The organism is Arthrobacter pascens (assembly GCF_030816475.1).
Lineage (GTDB): Bacteria > Actinomycetota > Actinomycetes > Actinomycetales > Micrococcaceae > Arthrobacter > Arthrobacter pascens_B.
Genome location: NZ_JAUSXF010000001.1, coordinates 870754 through 890900, shown reverse-complemented (window position 1 = coordinate 890900; position 20147 = coordinate 870754). Strand labels below are relative to the sequence as shown.

The 20147-nt window shown below is 64.5% G+C and carries 16 protein-coding genes; 6 read left to right on the top strand and 10 right to left on the bottom strand.

Annotation, left to right across the window (positions count from 1 at the left end; genetic code table 11):
- The first annotated feature begins 83 nt into the window (after positions 1-83).
- The 3 genes from QFZ40_RS04110 to QFZ40_RS04100 all read left to right on the top strand — a co-directional run bounded on the left by QFZ40_RS04110 (position 84) and on the right by QFZ40_RS04100 (position 2839).
- Entirely contained in the window at positions 84-569 is a 486-nt protein-coding gene (locus QFZ40_RS04110) for a Fur family transcriptional regulator (RefSeq protein WP_306903017.1), read from the top strand.
- Positions 570-576: 7 nt separating this feature from the next.
- A complete protein-coding gene (locus tag QFZ40_RS04105) occupies positions 577-2064 on the top strand; it encodes a catalase (RefSeq protein ID WP_306903016.1) in 1488 nt (495 codons plus the stop codon).
- A gap of 139 nt (positions 2065-2203) precedes the next feature.
- On the top strand, positions 2204-2839 hold the full coding sequence (locus QFZ40_RS04100; RefSeq protein ID WP_306903014.1) for a DUF2461 domain-containing protein: 636 nt from the start codon (positions 2204-2206) through the stop codon (positions 2837-2839).
- Here QFZ40_RS04100 and QFZ40_RS04095 read toward each other — a convergent pair.
- The 5 genes from QFZ40_RS04095 to QFZ40_RS04075 all read right to left on the bottom strand — a co-directional run bounded on the left by QFZ40_RS04095 (position 2824) and on the right by QFZ40_RS04075 (position 9115).
- Positions 2824-3477 (bottom strand): TetR/AcrR family transcriptional regulator, encoded by a 654-nt coding sequence (locus QFZ40_RS04095; RefSeq protein WP_306903013.1) that lies wholly within the window; start codon positions 3475-3477, stop codon positions 2824-2826. The genes QFZ40_RS04100 and QFZ40_RS04095 overlap by 16 nt on opposite strands.
- A gap of 84 nt (positions 3478-3561) precedes the next feature.
- Positions 3562-5910: a beta-glucosidase family protein gene (locus tag QFZ40_RS04090; protein WP_306903011.1), complete on the bottom strand. Its 2349-nt coding sequence runs from the start codon at positions 5908-5910 to the stop codon at positions 3562-3564.
- Positions 5910-6815, bottom strand: a complete 906-nt coding sequence (locus QFZ40_RS04085; protein WP_306903010.1) for a carbohydrate ABC transporter permease — start codon at positions 6813-6815, stop codon at positions 5910-5912. The genes QFZ40_RS04090 and QFZ40_RS04085 overlap by 1 nt, the downstream gene beginning before the upstream one ends.
- Positions 6815-7774 carry a carbohydrate ABC transporter permease gene (locus QFZ40_RS04080; RefSeq protein ID WP_306903009.1) on the bottom strand — a complete coding sequence of 320 codons (960 nt, stop codon included), beginning with the start codon at positions 7772-7774 and terminating at the stop codon, positions 6815-6817. Before QFZ40_RS04080 ends, QFZ40_RS04085 begins: the two co-directional genes overlap by 1 nt.
- A gap of 69 nt (positions 7775-7843) precedes the next feature.
- Positions 7844-9115: an extracellular solute-binding protein gene (locus tag QFZ40_RS04075; protein WP_306903008.1), complete on the bottom strand. Its 1272-nt coding sequence runs from the start codon at positions 9113-9115 to the stop codon at positions 7844-7846.
- A 298-nt stretch (positions 9116-9413) separates the two neighbouring features.
- On the opposite strand from QFZ40_RS04075, the gene QFZ40_RS04070 reads away from it, so the two are divergent.
- Together QFZ40_RS04070 and QFZ40_RS04065 are read left to right on the top strand one after the other, a co-directional pair.
- Positions 9414-10415 (top strand): LacI family DNA-binding transcriptional regulator, encoded by a 1002-nt coding sequence (locus QFZ40_RS04070; protein WP_306903007.1) that lies wholly within the window; start codon positions 9414-9416, stop codon positions 10413-10415.
- Between the two features lie 172 nt (positions 10416-10587).
- Positions 10588-12762, top strand: coding sequence for an alpha-galactosidase (locus tag QFZ40_RS04065; RefSeq protein ID WP_306903006.1), 2175 nt, complete (start codon positions 10588-10590; stop codon positions 12760-12762).
- On the opposite strand, the gene QFZ40_RS04060 is transcribed toward QFZ40_RS04065, so the two are convergent.
- The 5 genes from QFZ40_RS04060 to QFZ40_RS04040 form a co-directional block, all read right to left on the bottom strand.
- Positions 12759-14327 (bottom strand): amino acid permease, encoded by a 1569-nt coding sequence (locus tag QFZ40_RS04060; RefSeq protein WP_306903004.1) that lies wholly within the window; start codon positions 14325-14327, stop codon positions 12759-12761. The two genes, QFZ40_RS04065 and QFZ40_RS04060, sit on opposite strands and share 4 nt — an antisense overlap.
- Positions 14328-14395: 68 nt before the next feature.
- Positions 14396-15709, bottom strand: a complete 1314-nt coding sequence (locus QFZ40_RS04055) for a glycosyltransferase (protein ID WP_306903003.1) — start codon at positions 15707-15709, stop codon at positions 14396-14398.
- On the bottom strand, positions 15709-16320 hold the full coding sequence (locus tag QFZ40_RS04050) for a TetR/AcrR family transcriptional regulator (RefSeq protein WP_306903001.1): 612 nt from the start codon (positions 16318-16320) through the stop codon (positions 15709-15711). The genes QFZ40_RS04055 and QFZ40_RS04050 overlap by 1 nt, the downstream gene beginning before the upstream one ends.
- 57 nt (positions 16321-16377) lie before the next feature.
- Entirely contained in the window at positions 16378-17811 is a 1434-nt protein-coding gene (locus tag QFZ40_RS04045; RefSeq protein ID WP_306903000.1) for an FAD-dependent oxidoreductase, read from the bottom strand.
- Positions 17812-17955: 144 nt separating this feature from the next.
- Positions 17956-18954 carry a DNA topoisomerase IB gene (locus tag QFZ40_RS04040; RefSeq protein WP_306902998.1) on the bottom strand — a complete coding sequence of 333 codons (999 nt, stop codon included), beginning with the start codon at positions 18952-18954 and terminating at the stop codon, positions 17956-17958.
- An 86-nt stretch (positions 18955-19040) separates the two neighbouring features.
- On the opposite strand from QFZ40_RS04040, the gene rarD reads away from it, so the two are divergent.
- Positions 19041-20093 (top strand): EamA family transporter RarD, encoded by a 1053-nt coding sequence (gene rarD / locus QFZ40_RS04035; protein WP_373427461.1) that lies wholly within the window; start codon positions 19041-19043, stop codon positions 20091-20093.
- Positions 20094-20147 lie beyond the last annotated feature (54 nt).

Sequence of the window (20147 nt, the reverse complement as noted above, 5' to 3'; positions counted from 1 at the left end):
TCGGTCTCACTCAAAATCTTAGCCCGCAAGAGGTTAGCCAAGCCTTATTGTGAGATATTCATAATAAGTGCTTCAATGGAGTCATGACGGAAGACTTTGGAGGCCATGATGCCTGGGCTGCCGCCCTGCGTGCCCACGGCCGCCGGGTGACCAAACAGCGGCTCGCCGTGCTGGCCGCCGTCGAACATCACCCGCACTCCCCGGCGGAGAGCATCCTGGCTGCTGCCCGCGCCGAACTCCCCGAACTCACCGCCCAGTCCGTTTACGTCGTCCTGGGAGACCTGACCGATCTGCAGATGCTGCGCCGCTTCGAGCCGCCGCATTCCCCCGCCCTGTACGAAACACGGGTAGGTGACAACCACCACCACGCGATCTGCGTCAGCTGCGGCCGCGTGGAGGATGTGGAATGCGCCGTCGGCCACGCCCCCTGCCTGACACCGCACTGGGACAAAAACTCGCGTCCCATGACCATCCAGATCGCAGACGTCATGTACCAGGGCATCTGCCAGGACTGCCAGCAGTCCCAGAAACTTCCTCCCCAACGTCAATCACAAGTAATCGAGAAATAGGAGAAACATGACTGCAATTTCAACCACCCAGTCAGGTGCGCCCGTCACCTCCGACGCGCATTCCAAGTCAGTTGGTGCCGACGGTGCCATCATCCTGACTGACCACTACCTGGTGGAAAAGCTCGCCCAGTTCAACCGCGAGCGGGTGCCGGAGCGGGTAGTGCACGCCAAGGGCGGCGGCGCGTTCGGTACGTTCAAGGCAACCGAGGACATCTCGGCCTACACCAAGGCCGCGTTCCTGCAGCCGGGCGTCGAAACTGAGATGCTCATCCGCTTCTCCTCCGTCGCAGGCGAGAACGGTTCCCCGGACACCTGGCGCGATCCCCGCGGATTCGCTGTCAAGTTCTACACCTCCGAGGGCAACTACGACCTCGTAGGCAACAACACCCCCGTCTTCTTCATCCGCGACGGCATCAAGTTCCCGGACTTCATCCACTCCCAGAAGCGCCTCCCGGGCACGCACCTGCGCGACGCCGACATGCAGTGGGACTTCTGGACCCTCTCCCCTGAGTCTGCGCACCAGGTCACCTGGCTCATGGGCGACCGCGGGCTGCCGGCTTCCTGGCGCGAAATGCAGGGCTACGGCTCGCACACCTACCAGTGGATCAACGCCGAGGGCGAGCGCTTCTGGGTCAAGTACCACTTCAAGTCCAACCAGGGCGTCAAGACCATCTCCGGAGACGAAGCCGCCGAGCTTGCCGGCTCCGACGCGGACTTCTACATCCGCGACCTGGCCGAGAACATCGACGCCGGCAACCTCCCGTCCTGGGACCTGCACGTCCAGGTCATGCCTTACGAGGACGCCAAGACGTACCGCTTCAACCCGTTCGACCTCACCAAGGTATGGCCGCACGCTGACTACCCGCTGATCAAGGTGGGCACGATGGAGCTGAACCGGAACCCGGAGAACTACTTCGCGCAGATCGAACAGGCCACCTTCGCGCCGTCGAACTTCGTGCCGGGCATTGCCGCTTCCCCGGACAAGATGCTGCAGGCCCGCATCTTCTCCTACGCGGACGCGCACCGCTACCGCGTAGGCACCAACCACGCCCAGATCCCGGTCAACCAGCCGAAGAACCAGGTCAACAACTACAGCCAGGACGGCTCAGGACGTTACCTCTTCAACGCTCCTTCGGTCCCGGTCTACGCGCCGAACTCCGTTGGCGGCCCGGCTGCTGTTGAGCCTGCTGTTGCTGGCGGCGGCTGGGAGAACGACGGCGAGCTGACCCTCTCCGCGCACACCCTGCACGCTGAGGACAGCGACTTCGGCCAGGCTGGCACGCTGTACCGCGAGGTCTACGACGACGGCGCCAAGGCCCGCCTGCTGGACACCATCACCGGTGCCGTGGGCGGCGTGAAGAGCGCCGACATCAAGGAACGCGCCATCCAGTACTGGACCAACGTCGACGCCGAACTCGGTGCGAAACTGCGCGCCAACCTTGGTACTGCTCCCGCCGCAGCCTCCGAGGCTGAGGCCGCCAACAAGATCGGCTAGTCCCTTACTGTTGCACCGGTTGGCCCTGCGCCAACCTGAACATCCCGCCCCGCCACGGACTCCGTGACGGGGCGGGGTGTTTTCCACATAAGGGCTGAGCATGGTAGCCGCGGGCCGGTGCGGTCCATAGGATCGCTGCATGACTACATTCCAGGGCATCCCAGCGGGAGCCTTCGCGTTCTATGCAGAGCTTGAGGACAACAACAACCGGGAGTGGTGGCTGGAGCACAAGGAGAGCTACAACAGCCTGGTCCGGGATCCCCTGGTGGCATTGTTCGCGGAGCTGGAACCGCGCTTCGGACCGGCCAAGATCTTCCGGCCCAACCGGGATATTCGCTTCTCCGAGGATAAATCGCCGTACAAGACAGCACAGGGCGCCTTCGCATCAGCCCAGGAAGGCGTGGGCTACTATCTGCAATTGAGCGCCGACGGCCTGTTGGTAGGCGGGGGCTATCATTCCCATTCCCCTGCGCAGCTGGTCAGGTTCCGCAACTCTGTCGACGCCTCCGGAACGGGTGAGCCCCTCCGCCACATCATCGACGCTGTGGCCGCGGCTGGCTTCGCCATCGGTGGCGAAAAACTGAAGACCGTGCCACGGGGCTACGACCGCGACCATCCACGCGGAGAGCTGCTCAAGCACAAGTCCCTGTCGGTCGGCATGGAGCTGGGCCAACCTGAGTGGTTGGACACTCCGGAGGCAGCGCAGGAAATCGCCTCGCTATGGGAGAAGCTCCGCCCGCTGGTGGACTGGGTCGGCCGTCACGCTGCGCCCTGACCATGCGCCCTTGGGGTCACGGGCTCTCCTGCCGGCTCCTGGCCCGCCGCCGCGGCCAGGCGGCTTTCCAGATTGTTGAAAAACACAGTCAGCATCAATTCAAAGGCCTTGGTTGCGGCCTCGGCCTGGTTCATCACCACATAGTCGAACTGCAGGCCGTAAAAGGTGGAGGTGAAAAGCCTGGCGTCCGTGTCTGCAAACTCGTCCGGGATGCCCTGGACCACGAGCCAGTCCCTGGTCATCTGATGGAGCATCCGGAAATTCTCCTGTGACGTGCCCCGGGGCTCGGCCGCCACAATGTCCTGCGCCGTGGCCTCGAATTCAAGCCTGGCAAGCTGCCGGTTCCGCTGCACCATGGTCCACTGCCACGAGTCCAGCAGGTACGTCCTCCAGGACTCCCGGTCAATATCCCGGATATCGGCGCTGCGGATACTGTCCAGCCTGGACTCGACCGAGTGGATGATCTCGTTGACCAACTGCTCCCGGCTGCCGAAGTGGTACACCAGGACATACGTGCTGATGCCAAGTCCCTCCGCCAGGCTCCGGAAGGTCAGTTCTGCCAGGGTTCTGTCCATCAGATAGTCAAGGATCGCGGACAGCAGCTCAGCCTTGCGTTCTGGTTTTGCCGAGCGCGCCATTCGTCCATCTTAGGTAACAGGGGGCTGGCGCCGCCTGCACCGTTGACCGCAGGAGCAGGCGATTGGGGTGACCGGCATGAGAAGTTAGGTGATCGGGGCCCCCAACGACCATGGCGTGCGCAGCGCGCGTTCTGCGAGCAGTCGCCGCTCGCCGACGATACTCACATCAGCCGTCACCGCGGCCTCCGCAGCCGACGGGCCGGCGATGAGCCGCAGCGGCCCGGGGTCCACTCCTAGCGCCCTGTCTTCGCCGGTGATAGCGAGCCGGGCAGCGTTCAGGTGGAAGGAAACCGTCCGCGATTCACCGGACCCGATCGAGATCCGGGCGAATCCGATGAGTTGCACGGCCGGGCGAACCACCGGCGCCGACGGGAAGGCCGCGTAGAGTTGGACGACCTCGACGGTGTTGTCGCCGTCGTTGCGAATCGTCACGGCCGCGTCCAGCGAGCCTTCAGTGTCAAGGGTCGCGGCGGCGGTGATTGTTTCGTAGACTATCGCGCCCCGTGTGAGCCCGAACCCGAACGGGTAAAGCGGCGTGTTGTCCAGTGCGGTGATCGCGGGGTTCGAGAGCCCGAGCGCCGGCTGCAGGTATGTCGCCGAGGCTGACGGAAAGCGCGGGATCTGCACGGGCAGGCGTCCTGTTGGCGGGACACGGCCGGAGAGCACTCCGGCAACCGCGGCGGCGCCGTCGGCTCCGGGGAAGAACGCCTGGACAATGGCACGTGCCTTCCCGTAGCCGCCGAGGGCATACGGGCGACCGGACAAGACGACCAAAATGGTCGGCACTCCGGTGTCGAGGACGGCCGAGACGAGAGCGTCCTGTCCGCCGGGCAACCGAAGGTCCGCGGCGTCGCAGCCTTCACCTGAAGTACCATCGCCGAACAGCCCGGCAATGTCACCGACGACCACAACTGCCACGTCACAGTCGCGAGCGAGCGCAACGGCTGCGGCGCGAGTGGCCGAGGCGGTGGCCGAGGCGGTGGCCGAGGCGGAGGCGGAGGCGGAGGTGATGTCAGCACCGGCCTCGAATCGTACGCGGTCCGTGCCGAACTCCTCGCGGATAGCGGTCAGCACCGTCGGAATCTTGATGCCGAGGTCGTGTCCGGGGTGTTTCGACAGCACATGGTTGGGGAACGCATAGCATCCGACGAGGCTGCGGAACTGGTCCGCCGCCGGGCCGAGGACCGCGATTTTCCCCGAGTTGAGAAGCGCCAGCGCCTCCTCATCGCGGAGCAGCACTACCGACTCCTCGGCGATGCGGGAGGAGATTTCCCGATTAGGGCTGCTGTCCAGATCGACGCGTTCAGCCTCGGCTGGGACAAGCGGCGAGTCATCGAACAGTCCCACCTCGAACTTGTGCCGAAGGTGGCGCTGCACCGAGCGGTCAAGGTCGCGCTCATCGACTACGCCCTCCCGGATCAGACGCGGCAACTCGGCGTAGGCTGCCGTCCGCGGAAGCTCGACGTCGACTCCTGCTCGCAGGGCAAGCCGGCCGGCGTCGGCCGTGTCCACCGCGACGTGATGCATCGCGGAAAGGAAGGGCACGGCCCAGTAGTCAGCAACCACCGTGCCCTCGAAGCCCCATCGCTCGCGCAGCAAGGTCGTCAGCAGATAGCGGTTTGAACTGCTGGGGACCCCGTCGATATCTGTATAGGACGTCATGACACTGCGGGCTCCGCCGTACCGCAGTGCGGCCTCAAATGGAGGCAGTACTGTGTCTTCGAACTCGCGCATACCCATACTGACGGGGCCGTGGTTGCGTGCTCCGCGGGATGCAGCGTATCCGGCGAAGTGCTTCAGCGTCGAAATGATCCCCGCGCTCTCCAACCCGGCGACGTACGCGGCACCGAGCTGCGAAACGACGTAGGGATCCTCACCGAGGGTCTCCTCAACACGGCCCCAGCGGTAGTCCTTCACAACATCGACCACGGGGGCGAGTCCCTGGTGGATGCCGAGTGCGCGCATGTCGGAGCCGATGGCTTCCGCCATCTGGCGGACCAGTTCCTCGTCGAACGTCGCCGCCCAGGCGAGGGGCGTGGGGAACGCCGTCGCGCCGTAGGCTGCAAGCCCGGTGAGGCACTCTTCGTGCGCGATCGCAGGAATGCCAAAGCGGTTGGAGGCGACGACACGCTCCTGCAGTTCGCGAAGGCGGCGCACTCCCTCCGCGACGGTGACCGGTTCCGTGCCGAAGACCCGAGTGAGCTGGCCAAGGCCGCCCTCGAACGGATCGGCGGCGGTCTCGGGACCACCCTCCAGTTTTGGCGCGAAGTCGTCTGCCGAATCGGTAAGCCAGACGGATCCGAGCTGGGCCGCTTTCTCTTCAAGGGTCAGCTCGGCGGTGAGCAGGCGAGCACGTTCCCCGGGAGGGAGCGACCGGTCCCGCCAGCCCTCGCCGGGAGTATCGGTTGGTGTGGTGGAGGTGTCGTGCGGCATCAGCCCTTGAACGCCCCGTCCATGATCCCCGACACCATGCGCCGGCCGACGAAAAAGAACACGACCAGCAGAGGCAGTGTAGCCAGGAATGATCCGCCCATGGCCAGAGCCACGTCGATCGTGCGGTTGGCCTGGAGTTGCTTCAGGGCGATCTGCACAGTGAACAGCTCCGGTGATTTGAGGACAATGAACGGCCACATGAAGTCATTCCACACCCCGGTGAACGTGATCAGGCCCAGGACGAACGCTGCCGGGCGAACAACCGGGAACGCGATCGCCCAGAACAGCTGCCACGAATTGGCACCGTCGAGGCGGGCTGACTGGATGAGCTCGTCGCTGACGGTGGTCGCCATGTGTTGGCGCATCCAGAAGATGCCGAACGCGCTGGCCAGCCCGGGCACGATGATTGCTTGCAGCGTGTCGACCCAGCCGAGCCCGGAGACGATCAGATACTGCGGAATCACACTGAGCTGCGCAGGGACGGTCATGGTCAGCAGGACGATGAGGAACAACAGATTCCGGCCGGGGAACTGCAGTTTGGCGAAAGCGAAACCCGCCATAGAGCACATGATCGCCGAAACGACGGCGATCGTGAGCGAGACGAATACGCTGTTGATCAGCGAGGCGAAGAACGGGACGGTGTCGAACACCTTGGCCGCGATGTCGAAGAACTGCGTGCCCGGATACATTCGTGGCGGGATCGAGGTCACGGCCGTGGCTCCGGCGGACGCAATGACGAACATGTAGTACAGCGGGAACACTGACACGACGACGGCGAGTGCGAGGAACACGTACACGGGCCAGCCGACTCTACCGCCTGTGCCGGAACGCTTGGGGAGGCGGGCCGGCTTGGCTCCGCGTGTGGTCGGCGCCTGCGGGATAACCTGATCGATCACATCGGACATCAGCTGGCCTTTCTCGTACGTGTGGACAGGAAGAAGTTAAGGAGCGATACCAGAACGACGATCACGAACAGGACGACGCCGATCGCTGAACCGTAACCGAACTTATATAGGCCGAAGCCCTGCTCGTAGAGGAAGAGGGCCAGCGTCTGGCACTGTCGGCCCGCGCCGCAAGTGAGGCCTGATTCGGGCGATGCGAGAAGCGGCTCCGTGAAGATTTGCAGTCCGCCGATGGTCGACATGATGACCGTGAAGACGATGATGGGGCGCAGCGACGGGATCGTCAGGTGCCTGAACTGCTGCCAGCTCGTGGCGCCGTCGACGGAGGCCGCCTCGAACATCTCCCGGGGCATCGACTGCAGCCCGGCCAGGTAGAGCAGCGTGTTGTATCCGAACCAGCGCCACATGACCATCGCGGAGATGAGGATCCAGGAACCGTAGTTGGTCGCAAGAAAGTTCACCGACGGGAGCCCGAACAGCCCCAGGACCCAGTTGATGAGGCCAAAGTTCCTGTCGAAGATCTGCGCGAAAACGATCGCTGTCGCTGCGACTGAGGTGATGTATGGCACCAGCAGGGCCATGCGAAAGAAGTTCGCCCAGCGGAGACGCGCGTGGTTGAGCAGGTGCGCGAGAAAGAGCGCGAGGATCAGCTGCGGGATCGTCGAGATCAGGAAAATCCCGAATGTGTTGAGGAGCGCATTCCAGAAACGTCCGTCGGCGAAGAGCTTCTCAAAGTTCGCGAGGCCGACGAAGGTCTGCTTTCCGATGGGATTCCAGTCGAACAGCGAAACGTAGAAGGTGAAGAGAAGCGGGAAAAGTCCGAAGACAATGAAGATGATGAAGAAGGGCGCGACGTACGCGTACGGAGCGACTCGCTCTGAGAGCGAGTAGCGGATCCGCATGGCTTCCTGAATCGGGGCTTTGCGCTGTTTGCGGGAACGAGTGGCTGTCGCCGTTGACACGGGTGGTACCTCCGTCGATGGGTGCGGCCCGGCGCTGTCCGCGCCGGGCCACTCAGGTGGGTGGGACGGTCAGCCGCCGATGGCCTGCTTGGCCGTGTCGAGGGCGGTCGTCCAGGCCTTATCCGAGGTGACACCGCCGGCTTCCAGCTGGACAAGGGTGTTCAGGAGCGCGCCGTTGATCGGGGTCGTGTCGGGGCCGTTGTAGAACGACGGGAACTTCTGGACGGAAGTGGCCATGACCTTTCCAATCTTCGAGTCTCCGAAGAAGGGGTCGGTATAGTCGAGGACCGCCTGGCTTTCGACAGCGGAGGTCGCGGCCGGGAAGGTGCCCGACTTCGCGAAGTGGTCCGCCTGGCCCTCGGCCGACATCATCGTTTTGATGTACTGCCAGGCGGCCTCGGGGTGCTCGGCGCGGGCCGGGATTGCGATAACGCTGCCACCCCAGTTGCCGCCAATGCCGGGCACACTGGCGATGCGCCACTTGCCCGCGGTGTCGGGAGCGTCGGTCTTGATGCCCGAGAGGATCCATGAGGGTGCGATGGTCACAGCGAAGGCACCGTTCGCCCGCCCTGGAGCCCAGCCCGAGGACCACGCGGCAATGCCCGCACTGATGCCGGCGTCATGGGTTTTCACGGCAACGTCAAATGCTTCTTTCACCTGGGGGTTCGTGTCGTAGACGAGGTCGCCTTTAGGGGAATAGTACTTCTCGCTAACCTGGTTGACGGTCGAAAAGAAGACGCTGGTCTCGATATTGTCGACGAACGGCTTGCCGGTGGCTGCCGTGTATTTCTCGCCCATTGCGATGAATGAGGGCCAGTCTTTCCACATGGCAGCCACCTCGTCGGGCTCTGTGGGCAGACCGGCCTGCTTGAAAAGGTCGGCGCGGTACGCGAAGCCCAGTCCACCGACGTCCGTCGGGATGCCGATGACCGAGCCGTCCGTCGCGGTCGCGGCATCGGCGGCCCAGCCGAGGTAGTCATCGGCGATGTCGTCGCCGCCGAGGGTGCGCAGGTCGAGGAAGTTGGAGCTGTTCTCGACGAACTTGGGCAAGTCGTCATTCTGGATCATGACGAGGTCGGGGACCTTTCCCCCGGCCAACGCGGCTGTGAGGGCGGTCGCGGTCTCGGTCGTGCTGCCAACCTCGGTCAGCTTGACCTTCGCGTCGGGCACCTTTTTGACGTACTCGTTGACGCCGTCCTTCGCGTTGATCCCTGTGAAGGACCAGAACGAGACTTCGGCGTTCGGGTCTTTCGGTGTGCCACCGCCGCCGGACGAGCATCCGGTCAGAGCGACGGCAAGTGCTGCTGCTGTGGCGACTATCGCCGTCAAGCTTCTTTTCACGACAATTCCTCTACGTCGGGACTTGCAAGGGGATCCAGAGCTTCAAACTCCAGCCTAGAGAACGATCTCTGGCGACAACGGTAGCCTGCGGGTCGCCGCCATGCAATAGCGGATCAGGCCGCCTTTGGCTGACCCGGAGTATCGATCTCTATACTGAGACTGGAAAGTTTCGTCAATTGGAAGGGCTCGGCAGACGAGTGCTGGTTCTCGCAGAAATCCGGAGATCGAAGCATGAAGCTCCCGGGCCTGCCGTCGACCCACGAGCCCCATCGTCGACAACCCCTCAGAAGGATGCGCAATGACAAGACCCACGCTGGTGGATGTTGCCCGGGTTGCGGGCGTGTCCCGCGCCACCGCCGCGCGGGTACTCGCGGGCGAGACGAAAGTCGACGCCAGGATGTCGGCGGCTGTCGAGCATGCCGCCAAGGAGCTCGGCTATGAGACCAACAGCGCCGCCCGTATGCTGCGAGGCGGACGCGCGGGGGCGATCGCGCTCATCGTCGCCTTCAATGAGTTGGACAGCCTGACGGGTACGTTCTTCACTTCGGTGCTCAAGGGCGCTGCGAAAGGCCTTTACGCCGGCGAGGTCCAACCCGTCCTGTTGCCGGCCGACCACGATGAGGGAGACCGCATCCCGCGGTTTCTGCGCTCGGGGGCGATAGACGGTGCGATCATCATCCTTCAGCACGAGATCACCCATCTCGCGGAGGCGCTCGTCGACTCCCCCGTGCCGATCGCGTGGGTTGGGCGCCCCCGCGTCGCTCTCGCCCCCGACGCGATCGTCATCGACTCCGACAACTATGGAGGCGGCAGGCTCGCGGCGCGGGCGCTGGCTGACGCCGGACGGCGCCGGCTTGGCATCATCGCCGGGCCGCGCGATATGGAGCCCGCCCGCGACCGCATCAGGGGCTGGCGGGACGAGCTCGCGCAGCTCGGCATCGACCCCAGCCCGATCGTGCATGGCGAGTTCACTCTTGTGAGCGGTTCAGCAGCGATGGCACGCCTCCTCAAGCGATATCCGGACCTCGACGGCGTCTTCGCCTCCTCCGACCTGATGGCGAACGGAGCGATTCGGGTCCTCCAGGCTGCCGGCCGGAGCGTCCCGTCCGACGTCGCCGTGATTGGCTTCGACGACGTCGCAATCGCCACGACCATGGATCCGACACTCACAACAGTCCGCCAGCCACTGGAGGACATGGGGCGGGTCGCCGCAGAGACCATCCTCGCGGTCGTGCAGGGGCGCGAAGTAGACCGGCAGCCGATTCTCACGACCACCCTCGTTCAGCGAGAGTCGGCCTGACCGGAGGAGGTGCCTCCACCTCGCGCCGGCTCCGCATTGCGCTGCGAGCTGGGTCATCCACAGGAACTTGCCTTCATATCAGATATCGATCTCCGACTTTACTCACATGCCGATTGACGGTATGAATATCCCTATGCGATCCCCCCGGGTGATTCACCTCGCCACTGATGACGTGTCAGTTCTCCTAACCCAGACGGAGGGTGCGCTGCCCGTGATTGCGCACTGGGGCCCTCGGATCCACGCGAGTGACCATGACCTCGTCGAATACGCGGGAACCGGCGCCAGGACAGGAATGAACGTGCTATCTGACGTGCCCTACGAGGCCGGCATCCTGCCCGAGCATTCGCACGGCTGGGGCGGTCTTCCGGGTATTAGGGTCCATCGCGGGGGCAGCGCGTGGTCACCGCGGCTGGATGTTGTCTCGGTGGCTGTGGACGGCGAAACGCTTGCCGAGGGTGGTGGGGTGCAGCGGGAGAGCGCCTTGGTAATCATTGATGCGAACGACGAATGGGCGGGAATTCGAGTCACATTGGAGATCGATCTCTCCGATTCTGGCCTGCTTGGGACGAGGGTGACCCTGCGCAATGATGGCGATAACCGCGAACATCTTGATGTAGTCGGAGTAGACCCTGCCCTGCGCGTGCCCAACGATGCGCGCGAAATACTGGATTTCTCGGGCCGCTGGGGCACCGAGAAGATCCCGCAGCGTCACCCTGTCGTCTTCGGCTCCCACACACGCGAGTCCCGCCGCGGCCGCACCGGTCTGGATGCAACGACGGTCATCGCCATCGGAACGCCAGGCTTCGACGCCGGCGCCGGCCGCGTATGGCTTTGCCATGTCGGCATCGGCGGTAACCACCAGCACGCAGTCGAGCGGAGCGACGGTTATCTGGCCTTCCGCGGCGGCGAACTGCTCCTGCCCGGTGAAGTGCGCCTTGCCAGCGGTGAGAGCTACGTATCCCCCTGGGTTTACGGCAGCTTCGGAGTGGGCCTGGACGCTGCCGCCGCCCGCTACCACGGCTTCTTACGGGAGCGCTCACGTTCTTCCCGTCGTCCCCGCCCCGTCACGCTCAACGTGTGGGAGGCCGTGTACTTCGACCAGGACTTCGACACGCTGTCAGAGCTTGCGACCCGCGCCGCCAGCCTCGGGGTCGAACGCTACGTGCTCGACGACGGCTGGTTCCTGGGCCGTGCCGACGATACCGCCGGTTTGGGCGATTGGATCCCGGACCCGGTGGCCTGGCCGGACGGTCTCGCCCCTCTCGCGGAGCACGTCCGCAGCCTTGGAATGGAGTTCGGCCTGTGGGTCGAGCCTGAGATGATCAATGAGGACTCAGACCTCGCCCGCGCGCACCCCGACTGGATCCTTCAGGCCCGTCCAGAACTGCCACCGCGTTTCCGCAATCAGCAGGTGCTCGATCTGACCAACCCCGAGGCCTTCGCGCATATTCTCCGCGTCCTCGACGGGCTGGTGACCGACCACTCCGTGACCTACCTCAAGTGGGATCACAACCGCGACCTGATCGATGCGGGCCACCCGGCGACAGGAGCGTCGGCCGTGCACGATCAAACACTCGCTGTGTACGACCTGATCGATCAGCTACGCCAGCTGCACCCTGAGCTCGAGATCGAGAGTTGCGCGTCGGGAGGCGGTCGCGTCGACCTCGGGATCCTTGAGCGCACCGACCGCGTGCACACCTCCGACAATCACGACCCCCTCGACCGCTCCCGGATGCTCCGGTGGACCGGGCTCCTCGTCCCGCCCGAGATGCTCGGTTCTCACGTCGCCTCAGCGGTCTCCTCCGTCACCGGGCGGACGAGTGACCTGCACACCCGCTGCGCCATCGCTTTCCTCGGTCATTTCGGCATCGAGTGGGATATCCGAGAGCTAAACGACGCGGAGGCGGTCATCCTTTCCCAATGGATCTCCTCGTATCAGGAGCATCGGCAACTCATCAGCACCGGCCGCGTCGTCAACGACGGCGACTTTGATCCAGACGCACCAACCTTGCGGGGCGTCGTAGCCGCCGACTGCTCGGAGGCGATCTACACGATCGTGACGCCGCCGCTGTCCCCGGATTCGCGACGTCGAATCCGCCTGCCAGGGCTTTTGGCAGAGGCCCGGTACCGCATCGAGTCCGGCCGCCCCGGCTCGCTCGGCCCCTCGTGGCTCAGCCCGCTGGCTGGACCAGTCAGCAGGTCTCGACTCCGACGCCGACGTGCCGTCCTACTCCGGGAGCCTTCTCCGGGAGGCGGGTCTGGACCTGCTGACATTCCACCCGGACCGGGCGCTCGTATTGAGGCTTGTCCGCATCGACGCCTGACCGCGGAACAGGGGTTCTGCTAGGCGTGGGTGAATTCGTCCTCGTCGTAGGCGGATTTTGCGGCTTCAGGGGAGACGGCTGCGTCCGCGGGTCCGTTGACAGCTTCCTTGGCCTCAAGGAAGCGCTCGTTGAGGCGTGAGTGGCGCTGGCCGTAGGCGAAGTAGATGACAATGCCGATGACCAGCCAGATGGCGAAGAAGATCAAGGTTTCAACAGCCAGGTTGGTCATCAGGTAGAGGCAGAGCACAGCGGAGACCGCCGGCAGGACCTTGCCGAACGGCACACGGAAGGCAGGCTTGAGGTCCGGGCGCTTCCTGCGCAGCACCAGGATGCCCAGGCTCACCATGACAAACGCCGAGAGAGTGCCGATGTTGATCATTTCTTCGAGCAGGTCCACGTTGGTCAGGCCCGCGACGAGTGCGACGGCGGCACCGCAAATCACCTGGAGGCGTGCCGGCGTCGAACGCTTTTCACTGGTCTTCGACAGGGCGCGCGGCAGCAGGCCGTCGCGGCTCATGGCCAGCACCACACGCGACAGGCCCATCAGGAGCACCATGATCACGGTGGTCAGGCCCACCAGCGATCCGAAGGCTATGACCTTGGCCGCTGACGTGTCGCCGACGGCCTCGAAGGCGGTGGTCAGCGTCGGGTTCTTGGCGGAGGCCAGCTCCGTGTAGGACACCATACCGGTCAGCGCGAGGGACACCAGGATGTACAGCACCGTCACCACGGCCAGGCCACCGAAGATGCCTCGCGGCAGTGTCTTCTGCGGATTCTTGACCTCCTCCGCGGAGGTTGCCACGACGTCGAAACCGATAAAGGCGAAGAAGACCAGCGCAGCGCCGGCAAAGATGCCGAGCGTCCCGTACTGGGCCGGAGCCGCTCCGGTCAGGAAGCCGAAGAACGACTGCTTGAGGACATCTCCGGTTCCGCCGGTGCCGGTCGGTTCAGCCGCCGGGACGAAGGGAGTGTAGTTTTCGAACTTCACGTAGGTAAAGCCCACCACGATCACGAAAAGGACAACGGCGATCTTGATGAGGGTAAAGATGTTGCCGACGCGCGCGGAGAGCTTGGTTCCCAGCACCAGGAGCACGGTGAAGATTGCCACGATCAGGAACGCGCCCCAGTAGAGGTCCACCCCGCCCAAGGACAGGGCGGGCGGGACGTCGGCACCCATCAGGGCGAAGACCTTGCTGAGGTAGATCCCCCAGTATTTGGCGATCACGGCAGCGGCGGTGAATAGCTCGAGGATCAGGTTCCACCCGATGATCCAGGCCAGCACCTCTCCCATGGTGGCGTACGTGAACACGTAGGCCGAACCCGCGACGGGGATGGCGGTGGCAAACTCGGCGTAGCACATGATGGCCAGGGCACAGGTGACGGCGGCGATCGCGAAGGACACGGTGACGGCGGGACCGGCGAAGTTGGCCGCTGCCTTGGCTCCGACAGAGAAGATGCCGGCGCCGACGGCGACGGCAACTCCCATAATCATCAGGTCCCAGGTGCTCAGCGACCGTTTGAGCTTGCGTCCGGGTTCATCGGCGTCGGCGATTGACTGCTCGATTGATTTGGTCCGGAGGAGGTTCATAGGGGATCCACAATCCTGGTTGGTGATGGAAACAGACCTATCAACCGTAGTGTCCACCACCCGGACCCTCATATTTGTCCCGCATCGTGAGACGAAGAAGGGTCCGTCGGGTGCGGAATCCGGAGAAGCTCCTCGAGGGCGTCGGCGCCCGCCGCAGCACCCCCGGCAGCCGCGTAACCAACTGCAACCCGCCGGGCTCCTTCCTTCTTTGTCAGGGCTTCGTGAACTGCGGCACGAAGCTTCTCCGGAGTGAGCTTCTTCCGGCTGAGCCGCACACCCGCGCCTGCGGCCACCACCCGCGCCGCAACCTCATGCTGGTCCCGGCCGAAGGGAACCACCACCACAGGAACTCCCTTGGACAGTGCCTTTTGGGTGGCTCCCATACCGCCGTGGGTAATGGCAACAGCGGCGCGCTCCAGCACCTCTCCGTGGGGCACGAACCGTTCCAGCCGCGCATTCGCGGGAAGGGGGCCAAAATCCCCCGGTCCGGCGGCCCGCTGGTCTCCTTCCTGTCCGGTCACCGCTGCCGGCAGCGTGGCGACGACGGTGAAGGGTTCGTTGGCCAGGCCCTGGAGCGCTGTACGCACCAAGTCCTCGTCGGCCTGGTACTCGGACGACGTGGTCACCAGGATGATCGGCTCCCTGACGGTCTCAAGCCAATCCGGCGGAGGGAGCGGCGGGTCCCATGACAGCGCCCCGATCATCCGGACGCCTGGTCCCCAGTCCGGGTGCGGGTATTCAAACGGCTCGGCGCTGCTGACGAGGAGGAGCGGGGCGGTGCTGAAGAATTCATCCACGTTCCGGGACGGCGGAAGTTTGCCGCCGGAGATTCCGGCCCGGGCCCTGTTTATCCCTGGCATCATCAGCTTTTCGACGGCGCCAGTCACCAGGGGGCGGATGAGCGCGTCCCGGAGCCTTCCCAGCGGGCCCGGCATCGGATCCAGCCCCGGTCCGAACGGCGGGGTTCCCCTGGACGTGAGTGGCGGGGTGTAGGGGCAGAAGCTTGCCCACGGCAGCCCGATATCCTCAGCCACGATACGGGCGCCCCACGCATTGATGTCCACGAGCAGGAGGTCCGGGCTGACCTCACCGATGGCCCGCCGAAGGTCAGGGCCGTCGAAGCGTGCACGCGCCGTGAAGGTCTCTGTGCTCGCGGCCAGCCCGTCCTTGATCGATTTCGCCAGATAGTCCCGGTGCCTGATCTCCAGGAGCCGCGGGTCGACGGATTCGGCGCGGAGGCCGGCACTGCGCAGCGCCGGGAGCTGTTGGGGAATCGTCCGCACGTGGATGTCATGTCCGCGCGCCTTCAATTCGAGCAAGAGGGGAACCATGGGAAAGAGATGCCCGATGGCGGGCGAGGTGTAGGCGAGAACGGTGGACATCATGGCCTCCGGGTGAAGGACTCAAGCATTTCGGTTAAGGAAAGGGCCACCTGGTCACGGCTCAGGCCCGCGTCCAGGCGGAGCAGTTTCCAGGTGTAGACGTCGCAGAGAGCGACGAACTGGGCAAGACGGCGGTCCCGATCCGCCCCGTCCGGCAGGAATTCGCCCTCAAGGAACGGGGCGAAAACCCGCTCGCACCACCGGCGGTGCAGGCGCCTGCCGGTTTCCGTCATTTCCGCCACGGCCGGGGAGGTTTCCTCCTCGGCCAGCATCTTCAAGACAAGGGCGCCGGTGGTCTCATAGTGTTCCAGCAGGTTGTCGACGGCGGCGGGGACGTTGCCGACGGGCGCGGCATCGCGCTGGGCCATCACCTGCGCAGCGGCGTGCTCGACGGTCGCATCGATAAGCCCACTGCGGTCGCCGAAGCGGCGGATAACCGTCTGCACCGTGACTCCGGCATGGTCAGCCACCGCGATCAGGGTGATATCCGAGAGCGGTCTTTCCGCGAAAAGGTCTCGTGTCGCCTCGAGGATCCGACGCCCGGTGTCAGCGGCGGTGGAAGCCCGTCTCCGGTTGTCATAGCGTCGGGTTGTTCCCCCCTCCACATTCATGTTAACCAGATTAACCCGAATATGGAGGGCAGGTCTAGAGGTCTGTCTGGGACTCCTCTAGCCGCGGGAGATGTTGATCATTTCCTCGCGAGGCACAACCTTGATGCGTTCCCGGACCACGCCGTCAGTCTCATCCGAGTCCGTCCATTCGGCGCCCAGCGCAGCCTCGTGGGCGTCCAGCTTGATCCAGCCCTGCCACGTGGTGTACTCGATCCCCCGTTCCTCGAGGAGGCGGATGATCGCCTGCGGATCCGGGTTCTGCGCCGGGGGAAGGGTCAGCCGGTCCTCCAGCAGGAAGCCGATGGTCTCCAAGGCGTCGCCCTTGGTGTGGCCGATCAGTCCGACCGGCCCGCGCTTGATCCAGCCCGTGGCATAGATCCCCGGAACCGGATTGCCCTCGGGGTCCAGCACCCGGCCGCCTTCATTGGGAACCACTCCGCGCTTGGCGTCGTATTCCAGTTCATCCAACGGGGAGCCGTGGTAGCCGATGGCCCGGTAGACAGCCTCGACGGGATAGTCGACGAACTCGCCGGTCCCCTTGACGTTCCCGGTACCGTCAAGCTGCATCCGCTCAAACTTGATCCCTGCCACCTTCCCGGACCCGCCGTCGTCGTATATCTCGACAGGGCTGTGCAGGAAGTGCAGGTGCAGCCGGCGGGACGACGGCTGATCCGACTCCGCGTGTTCCTCCACCAGCCAGTTGGTCAGCGTGTTCACCATGGTCTTGATCTGGTTGTTGCTGCGGATGGCATCATCGGAGGCGTCATCGAATTCGAAGTCCTCCGGGTACAGCACAATGTCCACGTCGTTCATGTGGCTCAGCTCACGCAGTTCAAGGGGCGTGAACTTCACCTGGGCGGGCCCGCGGCGGCCGAAGACGTGCACGTCCGTGACCGGGGAGCTCTTCAGGCAGCGGTAGACGTTATCCGGGATCTCGGTGCTGAGCAGTTCTTCCGGATGCTTGACCAGCATCCGGGCAACGTCCAGAGCCACGTTCCCGTTGCCGATGACGGCTATTTCCTTGGCGTCCAGCGGCCACTCGCGGGGAACGTCCGGATGGCCGTCGTACCAGGAAACAAAGTCAGCACCGCCGAAGGACCCTTCCAGGTCGATCCCGGGGATGGGAAGGTCGGCGTCCTTGATGGCTCCAGTGGAGAAGATGACGGCGTCGTAGAACGCGCGGAAGTCGTGGAGGGTGAGGTCCCGGCCGTAGGTGACATTGCCCAGGAAGCGGATATCGCCGCGGTCCAGGACCTTGTGCAGCGCGTTGACGATCCCCTTGATGCGCGGGTGATCCGGGGCCACGCCGTAACGGATCAGGCCATAGGGCGCCGGGTAGGCCTCGAAGAGATCGATGCTGACCTCGAAGTCGCCGTCCTTGACCTCGTTGGACTTGGTGAGGATATCCGCAGCATAGACCCCCGCCGGTCCTGCGCCGACTATGGCAACACGGAGCGGACGCTTGGAGGTGGTTTCGCCTGGGTTGGACACCGGGAGCCCTTCTGGAACGTGGATAAATGTGCCGGAGGCGCACTATGCAGTGGCGCTCAGTGCAATAGCGCACAAAATGCAGGTAGCGCGCAGTGTTCCATTCTAATTGGCTGATGTGAGGGAGTCGGTAACGGTGACGCAACGTCAGCCGCTTTTCCGCAACGGAACCACGTCCCCCTCGCGATAGAGCAGTGCGCGGAGCTCCGCCTCTGCCGAATCCAGCCGCTTGGGATCGATGGTCTCTCCGGCCGCGAAATGGTCCAGGAGCCTTGGATCCACGTAGCTCTTGCGTGCGATCGAGGGCGTGTTTCCCAGGACGACGGCGGCCTCCTGCATCGCCACGCTGATGGCCCGCTTCCGTTTAGCCTCGGTTCGTTGCGGGCCGCTGCGGGCCAGGCTCACTGCCGCGGCGACAGTTCCACGGAGCGTGCGGAAGTCCTTCGCGGTGAAGTCCGATCCCGTGCGCTCCTTGACGTAGGCGTTGATGTCGGCGCTGGTGACCGGCCTCCACCTCCGGCCGTCCTTGTAAGCCAGGAGCCGCGCGTTGCCTCCGCGGCGTTTGAGCACGCGCACCAGCGGGGCGAGATCGGCATCGCGGATGACCGATTCCCAGTCCTTTCCGCTCTTGGCCGGAAAGCTCAAAAACAAGTAGTCCTTCCGCACCTGGACGTGGGCGCACAGCAGGGTAGCCAGGCCGTGGCTGCCGTTCTCGTTGGTGTAGCGTTCCGATCCCACCCGGAGGGACGCGCTGTCCAGCATCCTGAAAGCCGCAGCGAGCACACGCTCCCGCGAGATGCCGTCACTTCGAAGGTCGAGCGTCACGAGCCGGCGGGCCGTGGGAAGCGACTCGGCCAGCTGGAGGGCGCGGTCGAACTTCACCCGGTCCTTCCGCTCGCGCCATTCCGGGTGGTAGATGTACTGCCGCCGCCCCACCGCGTCAAGGCCCGTCGCCTGGATGTGCCCGTTTTCGAAAGGGGATATCCACACGTCAGTCCAGGCGGGCGGGATGGCGATGCTTTCCAGTCTGTCCCGGACGGGCCCCGGGGGCAGGGTGGAACCATCCAGGTCACGGTAGCTGAAACCCCGGCCGACGCGTACCCTGCGGTAGCCCCGGCCTGAGGCGTTGCTGCGCCGGAGCCTCATGGCCCGGCATCCTGCTTCCTACACATAAAAGAAAGCCTACTGACTATTTGCCCGAACGTTGGAATAGAGATCCTGGAACTGGTGTTATTGGTTTCGTGCCTACTCCCCATGGATCCGTCTCCTCCACTGCCGCCGGCGCCGCTCCCGGGTTGTCCGGCGAACCGGCCCCTGGAACAGGGAAGCCGGGCAAGGCTGCGAATGGCGGCCAGGCCGGCCTTAAGCCGGTAGACAAAGAGACGACGGCGGGAATCCTGTTCGGCGTCGCGGCCTACAGTGCCTGGGGGCTGCTGCCCTTGTATTTCCTTGCGCTGATGCCGGCCAACGCCGTCGAGATCGTGGCGAACCGCGTGGTCTGGTCGTTGCTGTTCTGCGTCCTGCTGATCACTGCCACCCGCTCCTGGCCCCTGCTGCGGGCAGCCTTCCGGGACCGTTCGGTCTTTGGCACCCTTACCATCGCCGCCGCCCTCATTGCGGTTAACTGGCTGACCTACACGTACGGCGTGACCACCGGGCAGGCCGTTGAAGCGTCACTGGGCTATTTCATCAACCCGCTCGTGTCCGTCCTGCTGGGCGTGTTTGTCCTCAAGGAGAAGCTGCGTCCGCTCCAGTGGGCCGCCGTCGGAATCGGTTTCGTGGCAGTTGTGGTGCTAACTGTGTCCTACGGCAAACTGCCGTGGATCGCCCTGACCCTGGCCGTCAGCTTTGGCCTGTACGGCTTTGTGAAGAAGCGCGTGGGTCCGAAGGTCGACGCCGTGACAAGCCTCAGCGTGGAAACGATGGTCCTTGCCCCGCTCGCGGCCGCCACCATGGTTTTCCTGGGTCTGACGGGTTCTGCCACCTTGACCAGCCAAGGACCTGGCCATTTCTGGCTCCTGGTTGCCTCCGGCGTCATCACCGCCGTACCGCTGCTTTCCTTTGGCGCCTCCGCCCGCCGGCTGCCGATGACCACCATCGGGCTGCTGCAGTACTTCGCCCCGGTCCTGCAGTTCGTCGTGGCCGTGGCTGTCTTCCGGGAGGCCATGACGCTGGACCGCTGGATCGGATTCGGCGTGGTGTGGCTGGCACTGCTGGTCCTCACGGTGGACATGCTCAGCGCCGCACGGAAGAACTCGGTGGCGAAGAAGCTGGCCCGCGCCTAGCGCGACCCCTCTTAAACCAGCGCGAACCGGCAGCTGATGACCCCAAATTCTGAA

What these genes read in the sequence shown, in the direction of transcription:
- QFZ40_RS04110 (WP_306903017.1), top strand. Translation starts at nt 84, where the DNA reads ATGACGGAAGACTTTGGAGGCCATGATGCCTGGGCTGCCGCCCTGCGT.
- QFZ40_RS04105 (WP_306903016.1), top strand. Translation starts at nt 577, where the DNA reads ATGACTGCAATTTCAACCACCCAGTCAGGTGCGCCCGTCACCTCCGAC.
- QFZ40_RS04100 (WP_306903014.1), top strand. Translation starts at nt 2,204, where the DNA reads ATGACTACATTCCAGGGCATCCCAGCGGGAGCCTTCGCGTTCTATGCA.
- QFZ40_RS04095 (WP_306903013.1), bottom strand. Translation starts at nt 3,477, where the DNA reads ATGGCGCGCTCGGCAAAACCAGAACGCAAGGCTGAGCTGCTGTCCGCG.
- QFZ40_RS04090 (WP_306903011.1), bottom strand. Translation starts at nt 5,910, where the DNA reads ATGCCGCACGACACCTCCACCACACCAACCGATACTCCCGGCGAGGGC.
- QFZ40_RS04085 (WP_306903010.1), bottom strand. Translation starts at nt 6,815, where the DNA reads ATGTCCGATGTGATCGATCAGGTTATCCCGCAGGCGCCGACCACACGC.
- QFZ40_RS04070 (WP_306903007.1), top strand. Translation starts at nt 9,414, where the DNA reads ATGACAAGACCCACGCTGGTGGATGTTGCCCGGGTTGCGGGCGTGTCC.
- QFZ40_RS04060 (WP_306903004.1), bottom strand. Translation starts at nt 14,327, where the DNA reads ATGAACCTCCTCCGGACCAAATCAATCGAGCAGTCAATCGCCGACGCC.
- QFZ40_RS04055 (WP_306903003.1), bottom strand. Translation starts at nt 15,709, where the DNA reads ATGTCCACCGTTCTCGCCTACACCTCGCCCGCCATCGGGCATCTCTTT.
- QFZ40_RS04050 (WP_306903001.1), bottom strand. Translation starts at nt 16,320, where the DNA reads ATGAATGTGGAGGGGGGAACAACCCGACGCTATGACAACCGGAGACGG.
- QFZ40_RS04040 (WP_306902998.1), bottom strand. Translation starts at nt 18,954, where the DNA reads ATGAGGCTCCGGCGCAGCAACGCCTCAGGCCGGGGCTACCGCAGGGTA.